Genomic DNA, 20,936 nt, shown 5'->3' on the forward strand with positions numbered 1-20,936 from the left:
AACAGACTGATTTATAAGTTTATTGTCACTTTAGTTAGCATGAGCAGTTTTCTATAATTACGCATAATCCTGCCCGATTTTTTTTTGCTAAATTGCATTTCAGCACGTGGCTGAGCCGCCAAAATGTCTAACGCCCGTTCTGCGGTTATTGCTTCACGCCGAAGAGGGTCAACATAGGTCGGATAAGCGATCAACGCCTGATATACCAAGTCATCCAGCGTCAATGTGCGCTGCCGGCGTGGTGCAGAATGTTCGTCCTGTGTCAGCCCCCAACCGGCATAAAAAGGTATGCCGTAGCAAAATACCTGCTTCCCATGCAACAGCGCTTCAAAGCCCGAAAGCGACGTCAAAGTATGCAACTCATCCGCAGCCTGAATGCATTGGATGATGTCGGCATCCTGCGCCTGAGTGTTAGCCCAACGCGCAATATCAGCCGCAGGAATATGCCCTTGCCGGTTGCCAACCAATACGTCCGGGTGCGGCTTATAGATAATGAAAGCGTCCGGGTTACGCTGGCGCACCGTTTTCAGCAGTTCACTATTGGTACGAATACTGATTGTTCCGCTCAAAATGGATGCATCGTCTTCCACCTGGCCGGATACCAGCAAAATGCGTTTGCCACTGGCTTGCGGCGGCAGACTGAATGGCGCGCCAATGTTGTATTTACTGATTTTGCCACTGACCAATCGCTGGCGAAGCTTTGCGGCCCGCACTCGCTGTAGGTCAGTTAACCGGCTGCTGTTGAGTAACGACTCAAGATCACTCGGCCGGGTGGCATCGTAGTAAATGCCGCTTTTATCCAGCACCAGCGACAGCGGTGAATGCAAGTCAGAACCCAGCCCCGATGAGCGTATAAACCCATCTTCCATACGCCATACCGGCACTTTTTGCGCCTGAGCCTTTGCTTGCCAGCGCTGTTCGCCTTTATTGCCCCACACCACACAAGCCGTGTTCGATGTTTTACCGTCTCTGAAAGAGACGTTGTTCAGTGTGGTTTTTAAAAACAGTAAAAAAATGCTGCGTTTCCAAAGTGTTAAACCCGGCGCCCATAACTGACCCTGGCGTTGTAGTTGATGGTTTTTTTGCATCAACAAACCGTCTAACACAGCAAATAATGTCGCCGGCTGGCCACTACAGGGATCGATATAACGGCTGTAGCGCAGATAGGCGGCGCTGAATAAATCCAACAAACTGGCCTGCCCACGCCGGGCCGATAATCCGCCAGCCTGCGGGTGGCGATCGTCAGTCAATCCCCAACCGGCATACCAGGGTTGACCAAATACCGTGACAGCTTTACCCGCCAGCAACGCTTCAAAACCATATTGCGAAGTCACCACATACACACGACTGACCTGGCGCAATAACGACTGCGGGCTGACATTTTCTGCCAGCAACTTGATGCGTGGATTTTTTGGTATTGCCTTGAAGTAGCCTGCTTTCTTGCCCTGTAAAACATCGGGATGAATTTTCAGCCAAACCTCTGCCTGTGGGTTTTCATTCAGCGCGGCATCTAACATGGCCTCAAAGTCTGCCGCATCGGCATTGCCGTATTTAACCGCCATGTCACCAAAAGTCTGGTCCACGACCAACACCGCATCACCTTGCGCAGGCACGCCGCTGAATGCCGGTGCCAGGTTATATTTCGACAAGTCAGCATCAACAATTAACTGCATTGCCTCTCGGGCGTCGGCATAAAGTGGCTGGTTACCGGCCCGGTCAAGAATCAGCCTTTCCAGCGAGCTTGGCCGTCTGGCGTCGTAATAGATACCCTGAGTATCCACCACCATCGACAGTGGTGGGCAGCCTGACACGCCCAACCCCAACGAGCGGATAAAACCGTCTTCAAGACGCACAACAGGCAAGCTGGAAGCTCGCGCCAACGCAACCGCTTTATCACCACTTGGACGATGGCCCCACACCGCCACCGCACTTATCTGCGGTGGAATTGAGCGCAACGATGAAAGCTTGCAGCAGGGTTCAGCCAGAAAGTTTTCCAGATGCTCGATGCGATAGATTCCTGCCGAAAAGATGCCTATCATCAGAGTGTTAGCACCACTTTAGCGGCAACTGCCAACTGGTAAAGAATGGTCGAAATCCCCCGCGTTACTTCGATGTTCTTCGATTCAAACTTCGGTAATACCATCAGTTCGTCACCCGGTTGCAGCGTTTTGACGTCTTCAGCATTCAGTGCTTCACCATTCTGTTTAATCAGAATGACTTTGGTGTTACTGGCTTTTTGCGTGTAACCGCCAACCTTGGTAATGTAATCATCCGGGCTAAGACCTTTCTGCCAACTCACCGCATTCGGGAACATTACTTCGCCATGGATCATGACCAGCGAGGTCTTTTCAGGGATCTTAATTACGTCACCGTCCTCCAGAATCACCTGATCAAGATTACTTTCGTTGAGCACCACTTCACCCTTAGGTACCACGTTGCGGGCTTTGGTAACAAAGCGACTGATAAGCTGTGCTTCTTGCATTCGCAGACGGGCCTCTTCTGAAGTGGAAGACTGTGCTGATAAAGAGGCTTCTTCGAGTTTTTGCAGTGACAGGTCAAGCATCTCTTTCTGACGCAGCGCGACCGAGCGGCGATACAGTTGGATCGAGTCCATTTGCGACATGCTATTAGGGCGGATTTTTGCCAGCACCTGACGCATAGTCGCACCATAAGGCAGTACCATGGCATGCTCGCCGGAATGCGCCCCTTCGATTCGAACCTGAATGGTTCCTGAGTAGCGATCAGTGCTGATAATCAGCTTATCGCCATCTTGTAATGAACGCCCCGGTGCAGAGCTAAGTGGATAGTATTCACTGCGCTTAATCGTACCCTGCTGGCGGATAATGGTCATATGTGTGGCCCCCGGCTTAGGGCGTGCCCAACTGAGCGCTTCACTCACCGGAATCGTGCTGTTGCGGAATTCAAAGTCATAGCTGTTGAACACTTCGCCTTCGACACTGAAAGTGTGCTGGCGTGGGCCGACTACGATGGTATCGCCGTCAGCAAACTGTGATAGCCCCAAATTGCCGTTAAGGAGAAAGTCGTACAAATTAACCTGTGAGCGCACGCGGTTACCACGTTTGATGCTGATATCCACATAGCTGCCTCTCTGAGTATCGACACCACCGGCTTTACTGAGATAGGAGAGTAACGAGTCAGATGCCACCCCGCCGTACAATCCGGGGTTATTAACGTAACCGGTGACAAACACTTTGACCGGCTGGGCCTGTAATAAAGAGGCGTAGACATTCACATTCGACTGATAGACCTGTTTGACTTTGGCAGTCACCACACTGTTGATCTGGCTATTCGGGATGCCAACTACTTTCAGCGGGCCAACGTTTGGCAAGAAGATATTGCCTTTCGGGTCCACACTCAGCGCACCTTCAAAGTTAAATGCGCCCCATAACCGTACCTGAATCTGATCCCCCAAACTCACTACGTAGTTTGGATTGAAACCGATGCTGGAACCACTATCTGCCGCCGAGACCGAGGTAAAGAGTTGCGCGCCAAACATCCGACTCATCACCGCCGGGATCACCGGAGGGGGGGTATCGTCAAACTGGCTATCGCTATAAGGTCTCTGGCTTTGACCTGAAATAATCGACGGTAACGGTGCGGCCCCGGTCATATTGGGATCGGCATTCAGATCAACGGCCTGAGCGGGTGTTGCCTGTATGGCAATAATCAGAAGAACAGATTTCAATAATTTCATAGCATGCTCTGAGTTACTGCCTGCGGTGTCATTCCGACAAGCTAGAAATAGCGTTAAAACGGCGTCAATCTTTATGATCGTCAATCACCGCCAGCAATAATTTGACAGTACCAAAAAGTAAGCCACAAACCAGTAACCAACTGATAAGCAGATACAAACTGTTGGGGAACTTTGACTCCTGCGGTAGCTGAGGAGAGCTGATCACTGACAACATTTTCAGTTTTCTTGCCGCATCAACACGGGTTTTTTCAATCGATGTCAGGGTCAATTTGTAGATATCAGTATCGAACTGTACCTTGGCTTTAATCTCTTCAAAATCTACCGCCATACGGTTCAATTTGTGACCATCGGGCGCAGTAATTTTGCTTTTTTCATTATCAATCTGGCTGGAGAGCGACTTGAGTGCGTTCTTCGCACTGATGACCTGAGGTGCATCTTCACGGAGAAAAGTCAGTAGGTTACGCAATTCTGCTTCCATCTGAATGCGTTGGCTAACCAAGGTGTTAATCAACGTAGTGGCAGCCAAAGCCTGAGCTTCAGGGTCAAGAATATTATTGCTGTTCTGGTAAGTGAGTAGCTCGGTTTTGCTGCTATTCAAACGAACGCGCGCTTCCTGCATTTCGTTTTCGGCAAACAGCAACTGCTCGCGGGCAATTCGGTGTGAGATCTCATTGATAAATCTTTCGGATTCTTTCAAAACAGCCTGATTGAACCGTTGAGCAAATTCAGGCGAGAATCCTTGGGTACCAATGGTGAGCAAACCGGTTTTGTCATCGTAAGAAACGGAGATACGGTTACGGTAATAATTAAGGAATTGCTCGCGAGTGGCACTATCTGACAAATGATAGAAAAAATCCCAGCCGCTATGACCGAATGCCTGACGAAAATCGAGCTGTTTATCCAAGACCGCCAACATATCAGGAGAATTAATATATTCCTTCAGATATAAGGCATCTTCCGCAGAACTAGGGTTGCCAGCACCCATCAGCAAAGCGACATTCAGATTACTGCCATTGATATCGTTGGAATGTTTGATGGCGACTTTAGATTCACTGAGATAGCGTGGTTGGCTAAAAATTAACAAGTAGAGAATCAGCAGCAACATCGGTATCAGAATCATAACCTTACCTAAATGGCGCTGTAGCTTGGACAGAGTTAAGTGTGACATGCGCACGCGCTTCAACATATCACCTGGCCAAGCCGACTTTATTTTTTCAATAAACATGGGTTTCATCATTTGTTATTTGCGCGGGCATTTCCCCATCACGTCTAATGCAATCATCAACAGAAAATTCGAGTAATAAAATGATCATTACCCAGCTCAGGTAAATTAAGTTCGTCGATCGTCCGTATCATGTTCAATCAACACATGTCGCAACATACGACTAGCCCAGAGGAATAAGCCCACATTGGGCTAAAATACAGACGTTTTGCCAGCAAAACTCTAAATGAAGGGGTAAATCAATAAAAATTGCGGCTACAACACTGTTGATAATTATAATTTACATTTAACGAGTTTTAATAAATATTACAACCCGTTAACTTGCTAAAATCAGTGAAATAAATACTCATACAACTAAAACATCAAATAAAATCTATATGTGATTCCAATAGAAAATATAAGCAAAATACGAACAGCAGCAGTATAGGAAGAATAGACAGCTAACACCAATTGGTTAAATGTTACAGAATGTAACCATTGATAGCCAAATAAATTAGATATAGTTAGTTGATTTATAAGAAATTTCTCAAAATTAAATTAAAATACCCTTATAACTCATACCTGTAAACAACTCACATTCAAATTCACTACGGAATCAATGAAGCTAATTGTACGAATATTCCTACAATATTTATTCTAACAATGTGACGTGAATTAACTATATTAGCAAAGCAGGCTTGTACTAATAGCCACAGTTGATTGCATAAATTTCATTTACCACTAGATAGCCTCTAGCAGACAATTTGCTTACAGGGAAAGGACAGCAACGGGGTTCTGAGGCTTTTAAATATGATTAATTATAAATCAAAATCTCTGGCACCAAAGCTCCGTTCCTTTTTATAATTTATAGGTTCAAAACTATAAAAGTTGAAGTATTGCGAGGAAGGCAAAATATCATATCAACCCCATCTGATAGCGCGATCAGATAGAGTTGATACGTAACGCTCGGCCTACTTAATCAAAAACACCTGTCGACAAGTATCGGTCACCACGGTCACAAATAATCGCCACGATCACCGCTGCGGGGTTCTGTGCCGCCACCCGCAGCGCGCCGGCAACCGAACCGCCAGAACTGACACCACAAAAAATGCCCTCTTCCGTGGCCAGCCTTCGTGTCGTTTTCTCTGCTTCGCTCTGGGTGATATCCAGTACCTGATCAACCAACTCCGGGCGGAAAATCCCCGGCATGTATCCCGGTGACCAACGGCGGATACCAGGAATACTACTTCCTTCTGCCGGTTGCAGGCCGATAATGGTAACTTGCGGGTTTTGGCTTTTCAGATATTGGCTAACGCCGGTAATCGTCCCGGTAGTTCCCATGCTGGACACAAAATGGCTCACTTTACCCGCGGTTTGTTGCCAGATTTCTGGCCCGGTACCGGTGAAATGTGCGTAGGGGTTATCGCTGTTATTGAACTGATCCAACACCTTACCCTGCCCTTCAGCCTGCATCCTTAGCGCTTCATCGCGCGCCCCTTCCATTCCTTGCTCACGACTAACCAGAATTAACTCCGCACCGTAGGCACGCATTGCGGCCTGCCGCTCTTGACTCATATTTTCCGGCATCAGTAGCTTTAGCTTATAGCCCTTCATCGCGGCGATCATCGCCAGCGCAATACCAGTATTGCCGCTGGTCGCCTCGATCAACACATCACCCGGAGCTATTTCTCCACGTAATTCTGCCTGCCGGATCATGGTTAGTGCCGCACGGTCTTTGACCGAGCCTGCCGGATTATTTCCTTCCAATTTGACCCAAATCTGCGCATCCAGCCCTTGGCTTAAACGTTGCAGTTTGACGAGTGGGGTGTTGCCGATGCATTGTTCGAGGGTTGTCACTGTAAATACCTATTAAATACCCTTCCTCCTTGAAGTGGCAGCTATGTTCACTGCTCTCACGAACCCGAATCACTTACTTATGTAAGCTCATCGGGATTCGCTCGTTAGCTGCCTTGCTGCCACTCCAATGACGTTGGGTATAATTCTATGTTTACCAAAAGAAGAAAAACTTATCAGGCGCTTTGGGCTAAAGCAATGGGTTGTAATAATTGGTCGCCAGAATATAAGCGTGCATTTAACCCGCCCACATAATAACGGTTACCGCGCACCGGGGCGTCAATTTCACCTTCCGGCAGTACCACACTGATAGGATCCTGATGCCAACCAATAGGTTGCACCGTCAGTTGCCAGAAGTGACCACGCGGGCTGACTTCAAGCACTTGTACTGGCAGTGGGCAACGATCACTGGCGTGTGTATTGACTTCCATCTCCCACGGACGCAGGAATAAATCAACACTGCCCTGATGCATTGGGGCCAAATCCAGCGGCCAGTGGTGCGCGCCAATATAGAGTTGTGAGCCTCGAATCTCCCCACTCAAGCGATTAACTTCGCCCAGGAATTCCAGCACAAAGCGGGTCGCAGGGTAGCGCCACACTTCATCTGGCGTCCCGACCTGCTCGATATTACCCTGACTCATCACCACCACCCGATCAGCAACTTCCATGGCTTCTTCCTGATCATGAGTGACGAAGACGCTGGTAAATTTCAGCTCTTCATGTAACTGACGCAACCAGCGACGTAACTCTTTACGCACCTGTGCATCCAGCGCACCGAATGGCTCATCCAGCAACAGAATTTGTGGCTCGACGGCCAACGCCCGCGCCAGGGCCACACGCTGTTTCTGCCCACCAGAAAGTTGTGATGGGTAACGGCTGGCAAGATGACCTAATTGCACCATCTCCAACAGTTGCTCCACCTTCTGTTTGATAGCTGCCGCATTCGGCCGTTCACGGCGCGGTAACACCGTCAAACCAAATGCAATGTTATCGAATACTGTCATATGGCGGAACAAGGCGTAATGCTGAAAAACGAACCCGACACGTCGATCACGGGCATGCAGGCGGCTAACGTCAGTGCCATGGAAACTTAAACGTCCAGCGTTCTGGTTCTCCAGCCCGGCAATAATGCGCAGAAGGGTCGTTTTCCCCGAACCGGAAGGACCAAGCAAAGCCACCATCTGGCCAGAAGGAATATCAAGCCGGATGTCATTCAGTACCTTGGTGCGACCAAAATACTTGCTGATATTATCAATCTCAATGCTCATGCTTTTGCTCCTGTTCGAGACGAACAACCTGACGCGCTAAGCGCCATTGCAGGCCGCTTTTCAGAAAAAGGGTCAATATTGCCATCAGGGTCAGTAACGCCGCGGCGGTAAATGCCCCGGCAGTATTGTAATCCTGATGCAACAACTCAACTTGCAGTGGCAAGGTGTAGGTTTCGCCACGAATAGAACCGGATACCACCGAGACTGCCCCGAACTCGCCAATGGCGCGGGCATTGGTCAACACCACGCCATACAACAATGCCCAGCGAATGTTCGGTAACGTTACCCGGCGGAACATCTGCCAGCCGGATGCACCCAGTAATACTGCGGCTTCATCTTCCTGGCTGCCCTGACTCATCATCACCGGCACCAGTTCACGCACCACAAATGGGCAGGTGACGAAAATGGTGACCAACACCATACCGGGCCACGAGAACATCAATTGAATGTCGTGAGAATCTAGCCAGCCCCCCACCACACCATTTGAACCGTAAAACAGCAGATACATCAGGCCGGCGACTACCGGTGAGACCGCAAACGGAATATCAATTAGGGTCATCAATAACTGGCGGCCAGGAAATACAAACCGCGTCACCAACCATGCCAGTACCACACCAAACACCAAATTCACCGGCACCGTAATCAGTGCCACCAGCACTGTCAGCCAAATGGCATGCAACATGTCCGGGTCTAATAAATTCTGCCCGACCACCGCTATCCCTTTGGAAAAAGCAGTGATAAAGATCCACACCATCGGGATCACTAACAGTAAAAATGAGAACACCGCGCCGATGGCGATCAGGGTCCATTTACCCCAATTGATGGGTGGGCGAGCTACGCCGTTAAATTCAGTGATATCAGCCATCAGTGCCCGCCTATCCGCCGACCAAAGCGGCTTTGTAACGTGTTAATACCAAACAGCAATACCAATGAAACGGCCAGAATAACGGAAGCAATTGCACTGGCAGCCGGGTAATCAAATTCTTGTAGTCGGATGAAGATCATCAGCGAGGTCACTTCGGTCTTCCAGGCAATGTTACCGGCGATAAAGATAACTGCGCCAAACTCCCCCAGACTGCGGGTAAAGGATAAAGCAGTGCCTGCCAGTAATGCCGGAGCCAGTTCTGGCATCACCACCAGCCGGAAGCTCTGCCAACGGCTGGCGCCGAGAGTTTCCGCGGCTTCTTCATATTCGGGACCCAATTCTTCCAACACCGGTTGTACTGTGCGCACCACAAACGGCAAGCTGGTAAACGCCATCGCCACGGCAATCCCCAACCAGGTAAAGGAGACTTTAATCCCCAGTTCGTTCAACCAGGCACCGTACCAACCGGTGGTCGAAAATAGCGTTGCTAATGTCAGACCCGCCACCGCCGTGGGTAAGGCGAACGGCAAATCCATCAAACCATCCAACAAACTGCGGCCGGGGAACTGATAGCGGGTCAGAATCCACGCCATCAACATACCGAAAACCGCATTAAATACGCTGGCGACGCCTGCGGCCAGTAAGGTCACTTTATAAGCAGCGACCACTTGGGGGTTAGTAATCACCTCCCAGTACTGGGTCCAACTCATCTGTGCAACCTGCATGACTAACGCGCTGAGCGGTAATAATAAGATCAGGCAGGTGTAAAGCAGGCTGCTCCCGAGACTGAGGGTAAATCCGGGCAGAACCCGTTTACTGGATGCCGACAACATTACTGATGCCCTTGCGCTAACAATTTATCCAGCACGCCGCCAGTCACGAAATGAGTACTCATCACCTGCGGCCAGCTACCGAATTGATCTTCAACACGGAATAGTTTGGTTTGTGGGAATTGAGACTTGGCCGCTTCCATTGCCGCTTTGTCGTAAACCCGATAATTAAAGCTGGTGATCACTTGCTGTGCTGGCGGACTGTAGAGATAGTTGAGATAAGCTTTAGCCGCTTTCTCAGTGCCATTCTTCTCGACATTTTTATCCACCCAGGCCACCGGGAATTCAGCCAAAATATCTACCGGCGGGACAATTACTTCGTATTTATCACTGCCATACTCTTTACGGATATTGTTAACTTCCGATTCAAAACTGATCAGTACATCACCCAACCCGCGTTCAACGAAGGTGGTGGTAGCACCACGGCCACCAGTATCAAACACCACTACATTGGTCAGGAAACGCTTCATCCAGTCGCGGGTTTTAGCCTCATCCTTACCATTCGCTTGTTGGGTAGCACCCCATGCCGCCAGATAGGTGTAACGGCCATTACCGGAAGTTTTTGGATTCGGGAACACCAGTTTGACGTCTTCACGCACCAGATCATCCCAGTTGTGGATATTCTTTGGATTACCCTTACGTACTAGGAATGCCATGGTGGAATAAAACGGTGAGCTGTTATTAGGTAACCGCGCCTGCCAGTCGGCCGGGATCAGATTGCCCCGGTCATGTAGGATCTGCACATCGGTGACTTGGTTATAAGTCACCACATCTGCTTTCAAGCCCTGTAAGATAGCCAGTGCCTGTTTAGACGACCCAGCATGAGATTGTTTGATGGTCAGCTTGTCGCCGGGATTTTGCTGCTCCCACTGTTGCTGGAAGCCGGGATTGAGGGCCGTGAATAACTCGCGGGAAACATCATAAGAGCTGTTAAGTAACTCAGTGGCAGAGGCAGTTGCACTGCCGAAAATTAACGCGCTTAATAAGGCAACACGGTGCCATCCTTTACGTGTACCGTTCTTCACTGAAGTCTGTTTCATGCTGCACCTTATTCACTGAGTTCATCCGACAGGCATGTCATTAAATGTGAACAGTGCCTTTAATATCTTCAGTGTATTTATAACTAGGTGCATACCTATAATGCTTTTATATACCGTTTAGTGATGTTCAAGTATCAAATGCTCTAAGCCAGCAACAACGCTGGTCGCAAGCCACTCCCTTTTGCCCATTAAAAAACCCGGCCAACCGGCACCGGGTGATAGAAAAGACTTATTGAGTAAAAATTGTCGGTTGCGAAAAACCGGCCCTTCAGCCTTTCGTCATTACAACGATAATAATTGAGTCAGCGACGGTGCGAAGTAATAACTACCGGTCACTGGCTTACTGAAACCTAATAACAGATCGTGCTTACCGTCTATCGAGCCAAACATACTTAATAATTGTTGTTCGATATTATGTAAGCGTGCGCAATAAGCAATAAAGTACAAACCGTGTTTGCCACTGGCGGTACCGTAAGGCAAGCTTTGACGCAGAATTTTCAATCCTTTGCCATTTTCTTTTAAATCGACCCGGCTAACATGGGAGGTCTCCGGGCGCTTATCTGATGGCAATTCTTCGCTGGCATGCTTGGTACGCCCAACAATTTGCTCTTGCTTATGTTCAGGAATACGCTGCCATTTTTTCAGGTCGTGCTCATAACGCTGTACTAACACATAGCTGCCACCGGCATCTTCTTCACCGTCCGCAATCACCGCCACTTCCGAGCGGCTATCCCCTTGTGGGTTTTCGGTGCCATCAATAAAACCAGTAAAATCACGTTCTTCTACCCAGCGAAAGCCATGTGTCTCTTCTTCAACGGTGATCACATCGCCAAAAGCAGCCATCGCGGCCTGGGCTAAAGTAAAGTTGATATCCTGACGCAATGACTGAATATGAATCAATAAATCGCGTTGTGTTGCGGGGGCAACCATTGGTGCTTTGCCTAATGGCACAAAAGGTTTTAACTCATTAGCCCCTTTACCACCGGATAGGTCATGCCAAATATCAGAACCAAAAGCAATCACAGCACCTAAATACTCGTTAGGAAATTTTTGCTGTAACTCCTGCAATGACTGACAGAATTGTTTGCACCCCTGACGAATAGCATCTAGCTCGCCCTGTACTTTTGCTTCCATAAAAATGGCAAAACGACAATGTTCCATCAGAATGCCACTCTGAACTTGAGTCATGTTTGGTTCCTCACAAAATATCGGTGTTAATTATGGCGAATATAATAGCTGAACCGATTAGGATTACCTTGCGGCAACGCAAAATAAATTTAGGCGGAGGAAATGAGACCAAAGGTGGGAATATTATTAGCTAATTCACAGAAGAGAGCCAAAGTAATGATAAATCTGCCAGAAGCCAATTTGGACGCGGTTTGCAGCGGCCTCACCTTCAGATGCCCAAATAATGGGCCGAGTAATGAGTGCCGCTAACACTGCTATAACGTCAGGAACTAAGGGATGGTTATTCGCCTTTAGCTCGCCAGATAATCTTGCTCACTTTCCAACTTTGCAATGTATCATCGGATGGCATTAAACCTTCAGGACCATGCCAGTCGCCATCAAATAAATAGCTGACGTGCTTGCTGTCCGGTGCCGCACACTCTATTTGCGCACTATCATCACCGCTACCTTTGCGGCAAACACCAAAGGCTTTTTTATATAGTTCACTAAATGGTGTACCAATCGTAACACCCCATTGGCTGGGAATAGACTTATCCAAAACATCAATGCGCTCTACCGTGCCTTTCGGTTGCCCTGAGATAACCAGTTTGATTTGGTTCTCTTTCATCGCCTGATAGAAGGAAATCAATTTACCGTCGTTGGTCGCCATACCGCTACGCAGCCGGAAATCGCCTTTTAACCCCTCTTTGATGTCACTCTCAGTCAACGCAGTAGTGGCGGTAATTCCGCCAACACCCTGATCAGTCACCTGCATACTGCTGCTGCCAAACCAATTCAGTGGTGACAGACTGGACCAGGAAAAACCTGACATGGTTGAGCACCCGGCTAACAACAAAGGGGCACCCAGTAATAACAATCTCACCCCAGATAACCGTGGGCGAATATTCATCTAAAGCTCCTTATAAAACCACCGCATCCGGTAAGCTGTTCTGCATTGTACAAGCTACAGAGGGCATCTACATGCGCAGTTTAAAAATGATAACCAGTGGTTTGAGTCCACACAGCTAAAAAAGTGCCATAACACTACCGGCTTTAATTGTTATAACCAATAAATAGGTCTAATCGGATAGACTCGCGGCCATCGTATTGCAATACTTCAGCACGCCTTAACGCAAATTTGGTCTACTATTGGGTACCACAAAGGCTTGTGTAATTTTTGTTTTCAAACCTAATAATTCATGCATTGAAGGAGCAATAAAATGAAGAAATTAACCTTAGCGGCAGCCTTGGTTATGTTATGCAGCACGCCATTGCTGGCACAGAGTGCCACAGCACAAGGGGGCTTCGATGGCCCGGCAGCAACACAGACACAACCGACGACTCAGGGCGGATTCTCGGGTCCAAGTGCGACCAATACCACGGTAGATAAAGTCAAAACCATGCGTGATGACACCCATGTCACTCTACAAGGGAATATTGTCGAGCGCCTTGGCCACGATACTTACACCTTCCGCGACAGCACCGGTACCATTACCGTTGATATTGATAACAAGCGCTGGAACGGTCAAACCATCTCGCCACAAGATAAAGTCCAAATCGAAGGCGAAGTTGATAAAGACTGGAACTCGGTAGAAGTTGATGTGAAAAGTATTACCAAGATTAAGTAATTAATCTTTACCCTATCCTCTGCGGCTTTATCAGCTTTTGGGGATAGGGTTATTGCCATATTAAGGGTGAGGCCAATAGGGCGACCTCAATATTCCTGATCCACAATCAGCCGTTTGCCCAGCATGATGCTGTCTTGGGTTTCGTAATCGAGCTTTTCATACATACCAATGACCGCGTCATTGTCTTCGCGCACCATGATATTCAGCTTCGGGCAGCCACGGGCGATAAGTTTCTTCTCGAGGCGGCTGATCAGCGCATTGGCAAAGCCACGGCCACGGAAGTCAGGATGGACCCCCAGATAATAAGCCGAGCCACGGTGGCCATCGTAACCGCCCATGATTGACCCTACAATCGCCCCACTCACTTCCGCTACTAAAAACAGTTCGGGCGAGTGATTCAACTTACGCTCAATATCCATTTCTGGATCATTCCAAGGCCGCAGTAAGTCGCAATGCTCCCACAGCAGAATCACTTCTTCAAAATCGTCTTGCTGGAATACGCGGATTTCCATGGATGTTCGCACCCTTGAGTAATATGGATATTCTGATTATCGTGGCAATATTATATCACGCAATATTAAAGTGATATTTCCCACCGTGATAGTGAGTAATGATATTTGAGAAGAAGCAGATAAATCTTGCCGACCTTGTAGCTTAATAGCCGCTAATCCACACAGAAAGTACAATAATGGCGGCGAATCGGGGTATACTTGGCCCCTAAATATTTGCAAGCTAATAGAACCCTCGCTGATGAATTCACCCGATATCACCCAAATCAAAACCTACCTGCTAGCTTTGCAGGATAAAATCTGTGCCGCACTGACACATGCCGATGGCGGTGCAAGCTTCACAGAAGAGAGCTGGACCCGCGAAGAAGGCGGCGGCGGGCGCAGTCGGGTATTGGTTAATGGGGTGGTATTTGAACAGGCGGGGGTTAATTTCTCTCAGGTATCTGGTGCAGCATTACCCGCATCCGCTACTGCGCATCGCCCCGAATTGGCCGGTCGTAGTTTTCAGGCACTTGGGGTGTCGCTGGTGATTCATCCACTAAGCCCTTATCTGCCCACCAGCCATGCCAATGTGCGTTTCTTTATTGCTGAGAAACCTGGCGAAGATCCAGTGTGGTGGTTTGGTGGCGGTTTCGATTTAACCCCTTACTACGGCTTTGAAGAAGATGCTATTCACTGGCATCAGACCGCCCATCAGTTGTGCCAACCTTTTGGTAAAGAAATCTACCCACGCTATAAAAAATGGTGTGACGATTACTTCTATATCAAGCATCGCAATGAAGCGCGAGGCATTGGTGGCCTGTTTTACGATGACTTGAATAGCCCTGATTTTGATACCTGTTTCCGCTTCACTCAGGCGGTAGGTGATGGTTTCCTTGATGCTTATATGCCAATTGTTGCACGGCGCAAAGCATTGAGTTGGGGGGAGCGCGAGCGTCAGTTCCAACTTTATCGCCGTGGCCGTTATGTGGAATTTAATCTGGTGTGGGACCGTGGCACCTTGTTCGGTTTGCAAACCGGTGGTCGTACCGAATCTATTTTGATGTCGCTACCACCCCTGGTGCGCTGGGAATATAACTATCAGCCGGCAGAAGATAGCGCTGAAGCGGCGCTGTATCGCGATTTTCTGCCCGTAAAAGAGTGGCTAGCGACCGGAGAACAGCACTGATGCAAATTTGGGTTGATGCGGACGCCTGTCCGAATGTGATTAAAGAGGTGTTATTTCGCGCCGCAGATCGTACCGGCATGATGGTCACGCTGGTGGCTAATCAGCCATTGAAAACCCCGCCATCAAAATTTATCCGTACCTTACAAGTCGCCTCCGGTTTTGATGTTGCCGATAATGAGATCGTGCAACGGGTGGAGAAAAATGATCTGGTTATCACGGCAGATATTCCCCTGGCCGCCGAAGTGATAGACAAAGGCGGTATCGCCCTGAATCCACGGGGTGAGCGCTATACGCCAGATACCATTCGTGAACGGCTGAATATGCGTGACTTTATGGATACCATGCGCGCCAGCGGTATTCAAACCGGTGGGCCTAACACCTTAAATCAGCGTGACCGCCAGCAATTTGCCAACGAACTGGATAAGTGGTTACAGCAAGCGGCCAGAAGCCTATAAGCAAAAACCCGCCGAAGCGGGTTGAGGTTAGTAATAGGAATACTCAAAGTCATTGGCATTGCAGTCAGGCAGCAGTTGAGTAAATCCCGATGAGCTTACACAGGTAAGTGACTCGGGTGAGCGAAAGCCGCTAACAACGCGGCAATGCCAAGGATAAAGCGTATTTATAAAGGCTCGGTTTGTGCTTCAACCACCGCTAACGCCACCATATTCACGATCCGACGCACTGAAGCAATTGGCGTCAAGATATGCACCGGTTTCGCCACCCCCATCAGCACTGGCCCAACCGTCACCCCTTCCGATGATGTCACCCGCAGCAGGTTGTAACTGATACGTGCCGCTTCCATATTCGGCATAATCAACACGTTGGCAGCACCTTTCAATGGGCTGTCTGGCATCAGGTTATGGCGAATACTTTCCACCAGCGCGGCATCACCATGCATCTCACCGTCAATTTCCAGCTCTGGTGCCATCTGATTAACCAATTCCAACGTGCGGCGCATTTTACGCGCGGCTGGGCAGTCTGAGGTACCAAAGCTGGAGTGAGATAACAGTGCCACTTTCGGTTCAATCCCGAAGCGACGCACAGTTTCAGCGGCCATTAAGGTAATCTCAGCCAACTGCTCTGGTGTCGGATCATCATTGACATAAGTATCCGCAATAAAAGTGTTACCGGTGGGTAGCAACAGTGCATTCATCGCACCCGCCACATGAGCACCTTCACGGAAACCGAATACTTTCTCTACCACATCGTAATGTTCATGGTAGGTACCGATAGTGCCACAAATCATTGCATCAGCTTCACCACGATGCACCATGATCGAACCAATCAGTGTGGGATTACCAATCACTGCACGACGGGCTTGCTCTTGCGAGACGCCACGACGTTTCATGATTTGATAATACTCTTGCCAGTACTCGTTAAAACGCGAATCGGATTCATTGTTAACCACCTCAAAGTCTTTACCTGCTGTAATTTGCAGGCCCAACTTCTTCAGTCGGGTCTCAATCACACTCGGGCGGCCAATCAGAATAGGATAAGCCAGTTCCTGCGAGATCAACTCCTGAGTAGCATGCAGCACCCGCTCTTCTTCCCCTTCCGCCAATACCACCCGTTTCATCTCTTTCTTCGCCTGCGAGAAGATAGGTTTCATAAACAGGTTAGTTTTGTAGACAAACTCAGACAGCTTTTCGATGTAAGCACTAAAATCGGCAATTGGCCGGGTTGCCACACCAGAGTCCATCGCCGCTTTGGCCACTGCCGGTGCAATTTTTACAATCAGACGCGGGTCGAATGGTTTAGGAATTATGTACTCAGGGCCAAAGGAGAGGTCTTGCTCACCATAAGCGGATGCCACCACATCACTCTGCTCAGCCAGCGCCAGATCCGCAATGGCATGCACACAAGCCAGTTTCATCTCTTCATTAATGGTGGTGGCACCGACATCCAGCGCGCCACGGAAGATGAATGGGAAGCACAGTACGTTGTTAACCTGATTTGGATAATCCGAGCGGCCAGTGCAAATAATCGCATCAGGGCGCACCGCTTTCGCCAACGGCGGCAGGATCTCTGGTTCCGGGTTCGCCAGTGCCAAAATCAGTGGGTTCGGTGCCATGGTTTTCACCATGTCCTGAGTTAAAACCCCCGGGCCAGAACAGCCGAGGAAGATGTCCGCACCTGGCATCGCATCACCCAGCGTGCGTTGACCGTTATCTTCAATCGCATACGCCGCTTTGGTTTGTGCCATATTGGCCTCACGGCCTTTATAAATCACACCTTTGGAATCGCATGCAGTGATATTGTGATGTTTTAATCCCAGCGCCACCAGCAGGTTTAAACAGGCAATCGATGCCGCCCCTGCCCCTGATACCACCAGTTTCACATCGCTGATGTCTTTCTTCACTACCCGCAGGCCATTGAGTACCGCAGCGGTGCAGATAATCGCCGTGCCATGCTGATCATCGTGGAATACCGGGATCTTCATGCGTTCACGCAATTTTTGCTCAATATAGAAACATTCCGGTGCTTTGATATCTTCCAGATTAATGCCACCGAATGTCGGTTCCAGCGACGCGATAATATCAATCAATTTGTCTGGATCGAGTTCATCCACTTCAATATCAAATACATCAATACCTGAAAATTTCTTAAACAGAACGCCCTTACCTTCCATTACCGGTTTACCGGCCAATGCGCCAATATTGCCCAGTCCCAGCACCGCAGTACCATTGGAAATCACAGCAACCAGATTGCCGCGCGCCGTGTATTTGTAAGCAGCCAAAGGATCAGCGGCAATTTCTAAACACGGAGCCGCCACACCAGGCGAGTAAGCCAGCGCCAAATCCCGTTGGGTTGCTAGCGGTTTGGTTGGCGACACCTGAATTTTCCCTGGGGTTGGATATTGGTGAAAATCAAGCGCACTCTGTTTCAACTGTTCGTCCATTGTAGGTTCCCTTTGATTTTATTCTTCGAGGTTATACCCAATAAACTTGAAATTGCAGGTAGGCAGCAAGTGAACCAATCCCGATAAGCGCACGATGATAAGTGATTCGGGTCAGTGAACGTAGCTAACACCACGGTGGTTTCAAGGTCGAAGGGTATATATGACCAATAACAGAACCAGTATAGTGAGTGATTTATCACAATCTATGAAGCAGGCCATACTCTGCATAACATTTTTGCTTCAATTGAAGAATTTACTTATCAATCAGAGAGGATGGTCAACAATCGGGGGAGTGAATGCCGCTAACATCACGGCAATATTGGTAAGAAAGGTATTTATTTGAACCAATTATGAATTTGGGCGTATTGCAATAACATAATCGTCTTACCATCTTTAATGCGGCCATCAGCAATCATGGCAATGGCTTCGCTAAACGATAATTCAACCACGTCGATCACCTCATCCTCCACGCCGACATCATCAGTAATTTTCTGATCTGGATGATATTCCGCCGCAAAGAAATAGACGATTTCAGTCACGCCACCCGGCGACATATAAGCTTCAAACAGCTTCTGCACTTTATCAACCTGATAACCCGTCTCTTCCATCGCTTCACGGCGGATACACTCTTCCGGTGAGTCGTTATCCAGCAAACCGGCACAGGCTTCCAGCAACATGCCACTAGGATTGCCATTCACATAGGTTGGCATGCGGAATTGTTCAATCAGTACCACGGTACCCTTCTGGCGGTTATACAGCAGAATGGTTGCGCCGTTACCCCGGTCATACACTTCGCGAATCTGTTGTACCGGAGTCCCGTTATCAGTTATTAAATCAAAGGTGTATTTGTGTAGTTTGAACCAGTTTTTGGATAATAATTCACTCTGAATATTTTCAATTTTGACTGACATAAACCCTTCTCTAATCTGGTTAATAGTCATTAGCGTAATCGGTCACTTGCAAGGTTATACACCTCGCTACGATCTCTTTTTCCTACTGCAACCACAGCAACGATCAACACATCATCGATAACTTCATACACTAATCGAAATCCAGAGGATCGTAATTTAATTTTGTAGCAGTTTTTCATACCACGTAGTTTAGCGCTTTCAATATGTGGATTATCGCTGCACTTTTTTAATTTCTTGGCAAATTGCTGTTGTATCGTCTTATCCAGTTTGTGCCATTCCTTTAGCGCTTCTTCTCTGAACTTAACGGCATAGGTCATAGATAGCTATCCAAATCGATATCAAGCAAGGGTTGATGGCGCCGCCTGTTAACCAACTCAGCTAATTCGTGATCATCAAGCGCTTCCATTATTTGTTCATACAGTTCTGCGGGTACACAATAGAATGCGGGTTGATTGCGGTTCAGGATAGCTACGGGGAAACCGGCCCCAGCGTTCACTGTTGCCATTGGATTTTTTTTCAGTTCGCTCACGCTGGCACTGGTATCAGTCAAAATTATACTTGGCATAGGCACCTCAAAAAGACCTGTTAACAGGTCTCATTATGCGAGCAGTGACACAATAAAGCAATAAAAATGCCCTGTCGACACAACGTCAACAGGGCATCTCAACAGCGAAAAGCACGACGAAAGAGGTCGGTTAGAAGCCGGTAGGAATATCCTTCATATCCGGTAACTTATGGGCTATCCCTTTGTGGCAGTCGATACAGGTTTTCCCTTCGGTTATCGCCTTACTGTGCATTTTCGCCGCGACCGTTTTTTGTGCGGTGAAGTCCATATTGTCGAAATTATGGCAGTTACGGCACTCTTGCGAGCCATTGGCTTTCATTCGCGCCCACTCATTTTCGGCCATGGTTAGGCGGTGAGCCTCAAACTTTTGCGGGGTATCAATCAGGCCGAAAGCCTTGGCATACAGCTCTTTACTCGCTTTGATTTTACGCAGCATCTTTGGCCCCCACTCATGGGGAACGTGACAATCCGGGCAGGTCGCCTTCACACCACTGCGGTTGCTGTAGTGGATGGTCCCCATATATTCCTGATAAACGTTATCTTTCATCTCATGGCAGCTAATACAGAATTTCTCAGTATTCGCCATCTCCATGCCGGTGTTAAATCCCCCCCAGAAAATGATGCCACTGACAAAGCCAATTAGCAGTAAAGTCCCGAGCGCCAGCCGGCTTGGCCTGCGCCACCACTGCCATATACGTCTGATAACACCGGGCTTTTTAGTTTCGCTCATAACTTATCTCGCTTATCGCTCATTTCGGTTATTGGCCAAAGCCAGGGGCTGGCTGGAAGCTGTTACCGACAATCGGTGCGGCATCAGTTTGTGGCACATGGCATTGCAGGCAGAAATAGCGACGTGGTGAGACTTCACTCGATACTTTGCCATCACGGTCAATAAAGTGAGTTGGGCTGACACGCGGTGCTCCAGTGGTGCGATAGTGCTCCACACCATGGCATTGCAGGCAACGGTTGGTATTTTTACTGACTTGATAGCCATCCACGCTATGCGGGATAAGCGGGGGTTGGTTAACATAGTTCAATGCCATACGCTGTTGTTGTTTCGGCATTTTCACTTTGCCTTCAGCCGTGCCAGAGACTTCTGGTGATTGAGTCAAGTCCATTTCAACATTGCTGGCAGCAGTGGCTGCACCGGTGATCACCAACACCACCAGCAGCGATATGACTGACAAAAACCGGCGGTTTAATGATTTAAAAATCGTGTTATTCATTATTTTCTCCTGAGTACACCGTCTTTTCCTGAGCATCCCTGGATGAGGGTATCACTGGCTGCTCATGCCTGCCCCGCAGGGCAGGCAATC

At 48.5% G+C, this 20,936-nt stretch carries 20 protein-coding genes; 3 read left to right on the top strand and 17 right to left on the bottom strand.

All coding sequences use genetic code 11. The annotated features are described in order from the left end of the window. Positions 1-11: 11 nt before the first annotated feature. The 10 genes from Q2T72_RS15635 to Q2T72_RS15680 all read right to left on the bottom strand — a co-directional run bounded on the left by Q2T72_RS15635 (position 12) and on the right by Q2T72_RS15680 (position 12,850). Complete coding sequence (locus Q2T72_RS15635; RefSeq protein ID WP_372569439.1) at positions 12-2,039, bottom strand: capsular polysaccharide biosynthesis protein; 2,028 nt, start codon at positions 2,037-2,039, stop codon at positions 12-14. Beyond that, positions 2,039-3,715, bottom strand: coding sequence for a polysaccharide biosynthesis/export family protein (locus Q2T72_RS15640; RefSeq protein ID WP_372569440.1), 1,677 nt, complete (start codon positions 3,713-3,715; stop codon positions 2,039-2,041). Before Q2T72_RS15640 ends, Q2T72_RS15635 begins: the two co-directional genes overlap by 1 nt. 64 nt (positions 3,716-3,779) lie before the next feature. Further along, positions 3,780-4,952 carry a capsule biosynthesis protein gene (locus tag Q2T72_RS15645; protein ID WP_372569441.1) on the bottom strand — a complete coding sequence of 391 codons (1,173 nt, stop codon included), beginning with the start codon at positions 4,950-4,952 and terminating at the stop codon, positions 3,780-3,782. A gap of 939 nt (positions 4,953-5,891) precedes the next feature. Next, positions 5,892-6,773 carry a cysteine synthase CysM gene (cysM, locus tag Q2T72_RS15650; protein WP_372569442.1) on the bottom strand — a complete coding sequence of 294 codons (882 nt, stop codon included), beginning with the start codon at positions 6,771-6,773 and terminating at the stop codon, positions 5,892-5,894. A 173-nt stretch (positions 6,774-6,946) separates the two neighbouring features. Next, on the bottom strand, positions 6,947-8,038 hold the full coding sequence (gene cysA, locus Q2T72_RS15655) for a sulfate/thiosulfate ABC transporter ATP-binding protein CysA (RefSeq protein ID WP_083163403.1): 1,092 nt from the start codon (positions 8,036-8,038) through the stop codon (positions 6,947-6,949). Continuing rightward, on the bottom strand, positions 8,028-8,903 hold the full coding sequence (cysW, locus tag Q2T72_RS15660) for a sulfate/thiosulfate ABC transporter permease CysW (RefSeq protein WP_083163401.1): 876 nt from the start codon (positions 8,901-8,903) through the stop codon (positions 8,028-8,030). The genes cysA and cysW overlap by 11 nt, the downstream gene beginning before the upstream one ends. After that, positions 8,903-9,736, bottom strand: coding sequence for a sulfate/thiosulfate ABC transporter permease CysT (cysT, locus tag Q2T72_RS15665; protein WP_083163399.1), 834 nt, complete (start codon positions 9,734-9,736; stop codon positions 8,903-8,905). The genes cysW and cysT overlap by 1 nt, the downstream gene beginning before the upstream one ends. Next, positions 9,736-10,773 carry a sulfate ABC transporter substrate-binding protein gene (locus Q2T72_RS15670; RefSeq protein ID WP_083163396.1) on the bottom strand — a complete coding sequence of 346 codons (1,038 nt, stop codon included), beginning with the start codon at positions 10,771-10,773 and terminating at the stop codon, positions 9,736-9,738. The genes cysT and Q2T72_RS15670 overlap by 1 nt, the downstream gene beginning before the upstream one ends. Positions 10,774-11,055: 282 nt before the next feature. Further along, complete coding sequence (locus tag Q2T72_RS15675; RefSeq protein ID WP_083163393.1) at positions 11,056-11,961, bottom strand: Dyp-type peroxidase; 906 nt, start codon at positions 11,959-11,961, stop codon at positions 11,056-11,058. Positions 11,962-12,241: 280 nt separating this feature from the next. Further along, positions 12,242-12,850 carry an RpoE-regulated lipoprotein gene (locus Q2T72_RS15680; protein WP_083163391.1) on the bottom strand — a complete coding sequence of 203 codons (609 nt, stop codon included), beginning with the start codon at positions 12,848-12,850 and terminating at the stop codon, positions 12,242-12,244. Between the two features lie 310 nt (positions 12,851-13,160). Here Q2T72_RS15680 and Q2T72_RS15685 point away from each other — a divergent pair, with 310 nt between their 5' ends. Further along, positions 13,161-13,568, top strand: a complete 408-nt coding sequence (locus tag Q2T72_RS15685; RefSeq protein ID WP_372569443.1) for a YgiW/YdeI family stress tolerance OB fold protein — start codon at positions 13,161-13,163, stop codon at positions 13,566-13,568. A gap of 86 nt (positions 13,569-13,654) precedes the next feature. Here Q2T72_RS15685 and Q2T72_RS15690 read toward each other — a convergent pair whose 3' ends face one another. Next, positions 13,655-14,080: a GNAT family acetyltransferase gene (locus Q2T72_RS15690; protein WP_005183815.1), complete on the bottom strand. Its 426-nt coding sequence runs from the start codon at positions 14,078-14,080 to the stop codon at positions 13,655-13,657. A gap of 238 nt (positions 14,081-14,318) precedes the next feature. On the opposite strand from Q2T72_RS15690, the gene hemF reads away from it, so the two are divergent. Continuing rightward, positions 14,319-15,245 carry an oxygen-dependent coproporphyrinogen oxidase gene (gene hemF / locus Q2T72_RS15695; RefSeq protein WP_083163361.1) on the top strand — a complete coding sequence of 309 codons (927 nt, stop codon included), beginning with the start codon at positions 14,319-14,321 and terminating at the stop codon, positions 15,243-15,245. Continuing rightward, the gene (locus Q2T72_RS15700) at positions 15,245-15,700 is read left to right on the top strand and encodes a YaiI/YqxD family protein (RefSeq protein ID WP_083163358.1); all 456 of its coding nucleotides are present in this window, start codon (positions 15,245-15,247) and stop codon (positions 15,698-15,700) included. Before hemF ends, Q2T72_RS15700 begins: the two co-directional genes overlap by 1 nt. A gap of 164 nt (positions 15,701-15,864) precedes the next feature. Here Q2T72_RS15700 and maeB read toward each other — a convergent pair whose 3' ends face one another. From maeB to napB, 6 genes are all read right to left on the bottom strand, one after another. Beyond that, on the bottom strand, positions 15,865-18,144 hold the full coding sequence (gene maeB, locus Q2T72_RS15705) for an NADP-dependent oxaloacetate-decarboxylating malate dehydrogenase (protein ID WP_083163356.1): 2,280 nt from the start codon (positions 18,142-18,144) through the stop codon (positions 15,865-15,867). Between the two features lie 335 nt (positions 18,145-18,479). Next, complete coding sequence (gene nudK / locus Q2T72_RS15710; protein WP_083164148.1) at positions 18,480-19,055, bottom strand: GDP-mannose pyrophosphatase NudK; 576 nt, start codon at positions 19,053-19,055, stop codon at positions 18,480-18,482. A 29-nt stretch (positions 19,056-19,084) separates the two neighbouring features. Next, positions 19,085-19,372: a type II toxin-antitoxin system RelE/ParE family toxin gene (locus Q2T72_RS15715; protein ID WP_042568392.1), complete on the bottom strand. Its 288-nt coding sequence runs from the start codon at positions 19,370-19,372 to the stop codon at positions 19,085-19,087. After that, complete coding sequence (locus tag Q2T72_RS15720) at positions 19,369-19,620, bottom strand: type II toxin-antitoxin system Phd/YefM family antitoxin (protein ID WP_032905973.1); 252 nt, start codon at positions 19,618-19,620, stop codon at positions 19,369-19,371. Before Q2T72_RS15720 ends, Q2T72_RS15715 begins: the two co-directional genes overlap by 4 nt. Positions 19,621-19,750: 130 nt before the next feature. Beyond that, positions 19,751-20,350 carry a cytochrome c-type protein NapC gene (napC, locus tag Q2T72_RS15725; RefSeq protein ID WP_372559613.1) on the bottom strand — a complete coding sequence of 200 codons (600 nt, stop codon included), beginning with the start codon at positions 20,348-20,350 and terminating at the stop codon, positions 19,751-19,753. A gap of 28 nt (positions 20,351-20,378) precedes the next feature. After that, positions 20,379-20,846 carry a nitrate reductase cytochrome c-type subunit gene (napB, locus tag Q2T72_RS15730; protein ID WP_372569444.1) on the bottom strand — a complete coding sequence of 156 codons (468 nt, stop codon included), beginning with the start codon at positions 20,844-20,846 and terminating at the stop codon, positions 20,379-20,381. Positions 20,847-20,936 lie beyond the last annotated feature (90 nt).

This window comes from Yersinia sp. 2466 StPb PI (genome assembly GCF_041538325.1).
GTDB classification, from domain to species: Bacteria; Pseudomonadota; Gammaproteobacteria; order Enterobacterales; family Enterobacteriaceae; genus Yersinia; species Yersinia enterocolitica_E.

Excerpts from the sequence above, each read along its gene's own strand:
- Q2T72_RS15675 (WP_083163393.1), bottom strand. The coding sequence starts at position 11,961 with ATGACTCAAGTTCAGAGTGGCATTCTGATGGAACATTGTCGTTTTGCC.
- Q2T72_RS15640 (WP_372569440.1), bottom strand. The coding sequence starts at position 3,715 with ATGAAATTATTGAAATCTGTTCTTCTGATTATTGCCATACAGGCAACA.
- Q2T72_RS15700 (WP_083163358.1), top strand. The coding sequence starts at position 15,245 with ATGCAAATTTGGGTTGATGCGGACGCCTGTCCGAATGTGATTAAAGAG.
- maeB (WP_083163356.1), bottom strand. The coding sequence starts at position 18,144 with ATGGACGAACAGTTGAAACAGAGTGCGCTTGATTTTCACCAATATCCA.
- hemF (WP_083163361.1), top strand. The coding sequence starts at position 14,319 with ATGAATTCACCCGATATCACCCAAATCAAAACCTACCTGCTAGCTTTG.
- cysW (WP_083163401.1), bottom strand. The coding sequence starts at position 8,903 with ATGGCTGATATCACTGAATTTAACGGCGTAGCTCGCCCACCCATCAAT.
- Q2T72_RS15680 (WP_083163391.1), bottom strand. The coding sequence starts at position 12,850 with ATGAATATTCGCCCACGGTTATCTGGGGTGAGATTGTTATTACTGGGT.
- Q2T72_RS15645 (WP_372569441.1), bottom strand. The coding sequence starts at position 4,952 with ATGATGAAACCCATGTTTATTGAAAAAATAAAGTCGGCTTGGCCAGGT.
- napB (WP_372569444.1), bottom strand. The coding sequence starts at position 20,846 with ATGAATAACACGATTTTTAAATCATTAAACCGCCGGTTTTTGTCAGTC.
- cysT (WP_083163399.1), bottom strand. The coding sequence starts at position 9,736 with ATGTTGTCGGCATCCAGTAAACGGGTTCTGCCCGGATTTACCCTCAGT.
- Q2T72_RS15690 (WP_005183815.1), bottom strand. The coding sequence starts at position 14,080 with ATGGAAATCCGCGTATTCCAGCAAGACGATTTTGAAGAAGTGATTCTG.
- nudK (WP_083164148.1), bottom strand. The coding sequence starts at position 19,055 with ATGTCAGTCAAAATTGAAAATATTCAGAGTGAATTATTATCCAAAAAC.
- cysA (WP_083163403.1), bottom strand. The coding sequence starts at position 8,038 with ATGAGCATTGAGATTGATAATATCAGCAAGTATTTTGGTCGCACCAAG.
- Q2T72_RS15685 (WP_372569443.1), top strand. The coding sequence starts at position 13,161 with ATGAAGAAATTAACCTTAGCGGCAGCCTTGGTTATGTTATGCAGCACG.
- napC (WP_372559613.1), bottom strand. The coding sequence starts at position 20,350 with ATGAGCGAAACTAAAAAGCCCGGTGTTATCAGACGTATATGGCAGTGG.
- Q2T72_RS15715 (WP_042568392.1), bottom strand. The coding sequence starts at position 19,372 with ATGACCTATGCCGTTAAGTTCAGAGAAGAAGCGCTAAAGGAATGGCAC.
- Q2T72_RS15670 (WP_083163396.1), bottom strand. The coding sequence starts at position 10,773 with ATGAAACAGACTTCAGTGAAGAACGGTACACGTAAAGGATGGCACCGT.
- Q2T72_RS15635 (WP_372569439.1), bottom strand. The coding sequence starts at position 2,039 with ATGATAGGCATCTTTTCGGCAGGAATCTATCGCATCGAGCATCTGGAA.
- Q2T72_RS15720 (WP_032905973.1), bottom strand. The coding sequence starts at position 19,620 with ATGCCAAGTATAATTTTGACTGATACCAGTGCCAGCGTGAGCGAACTG.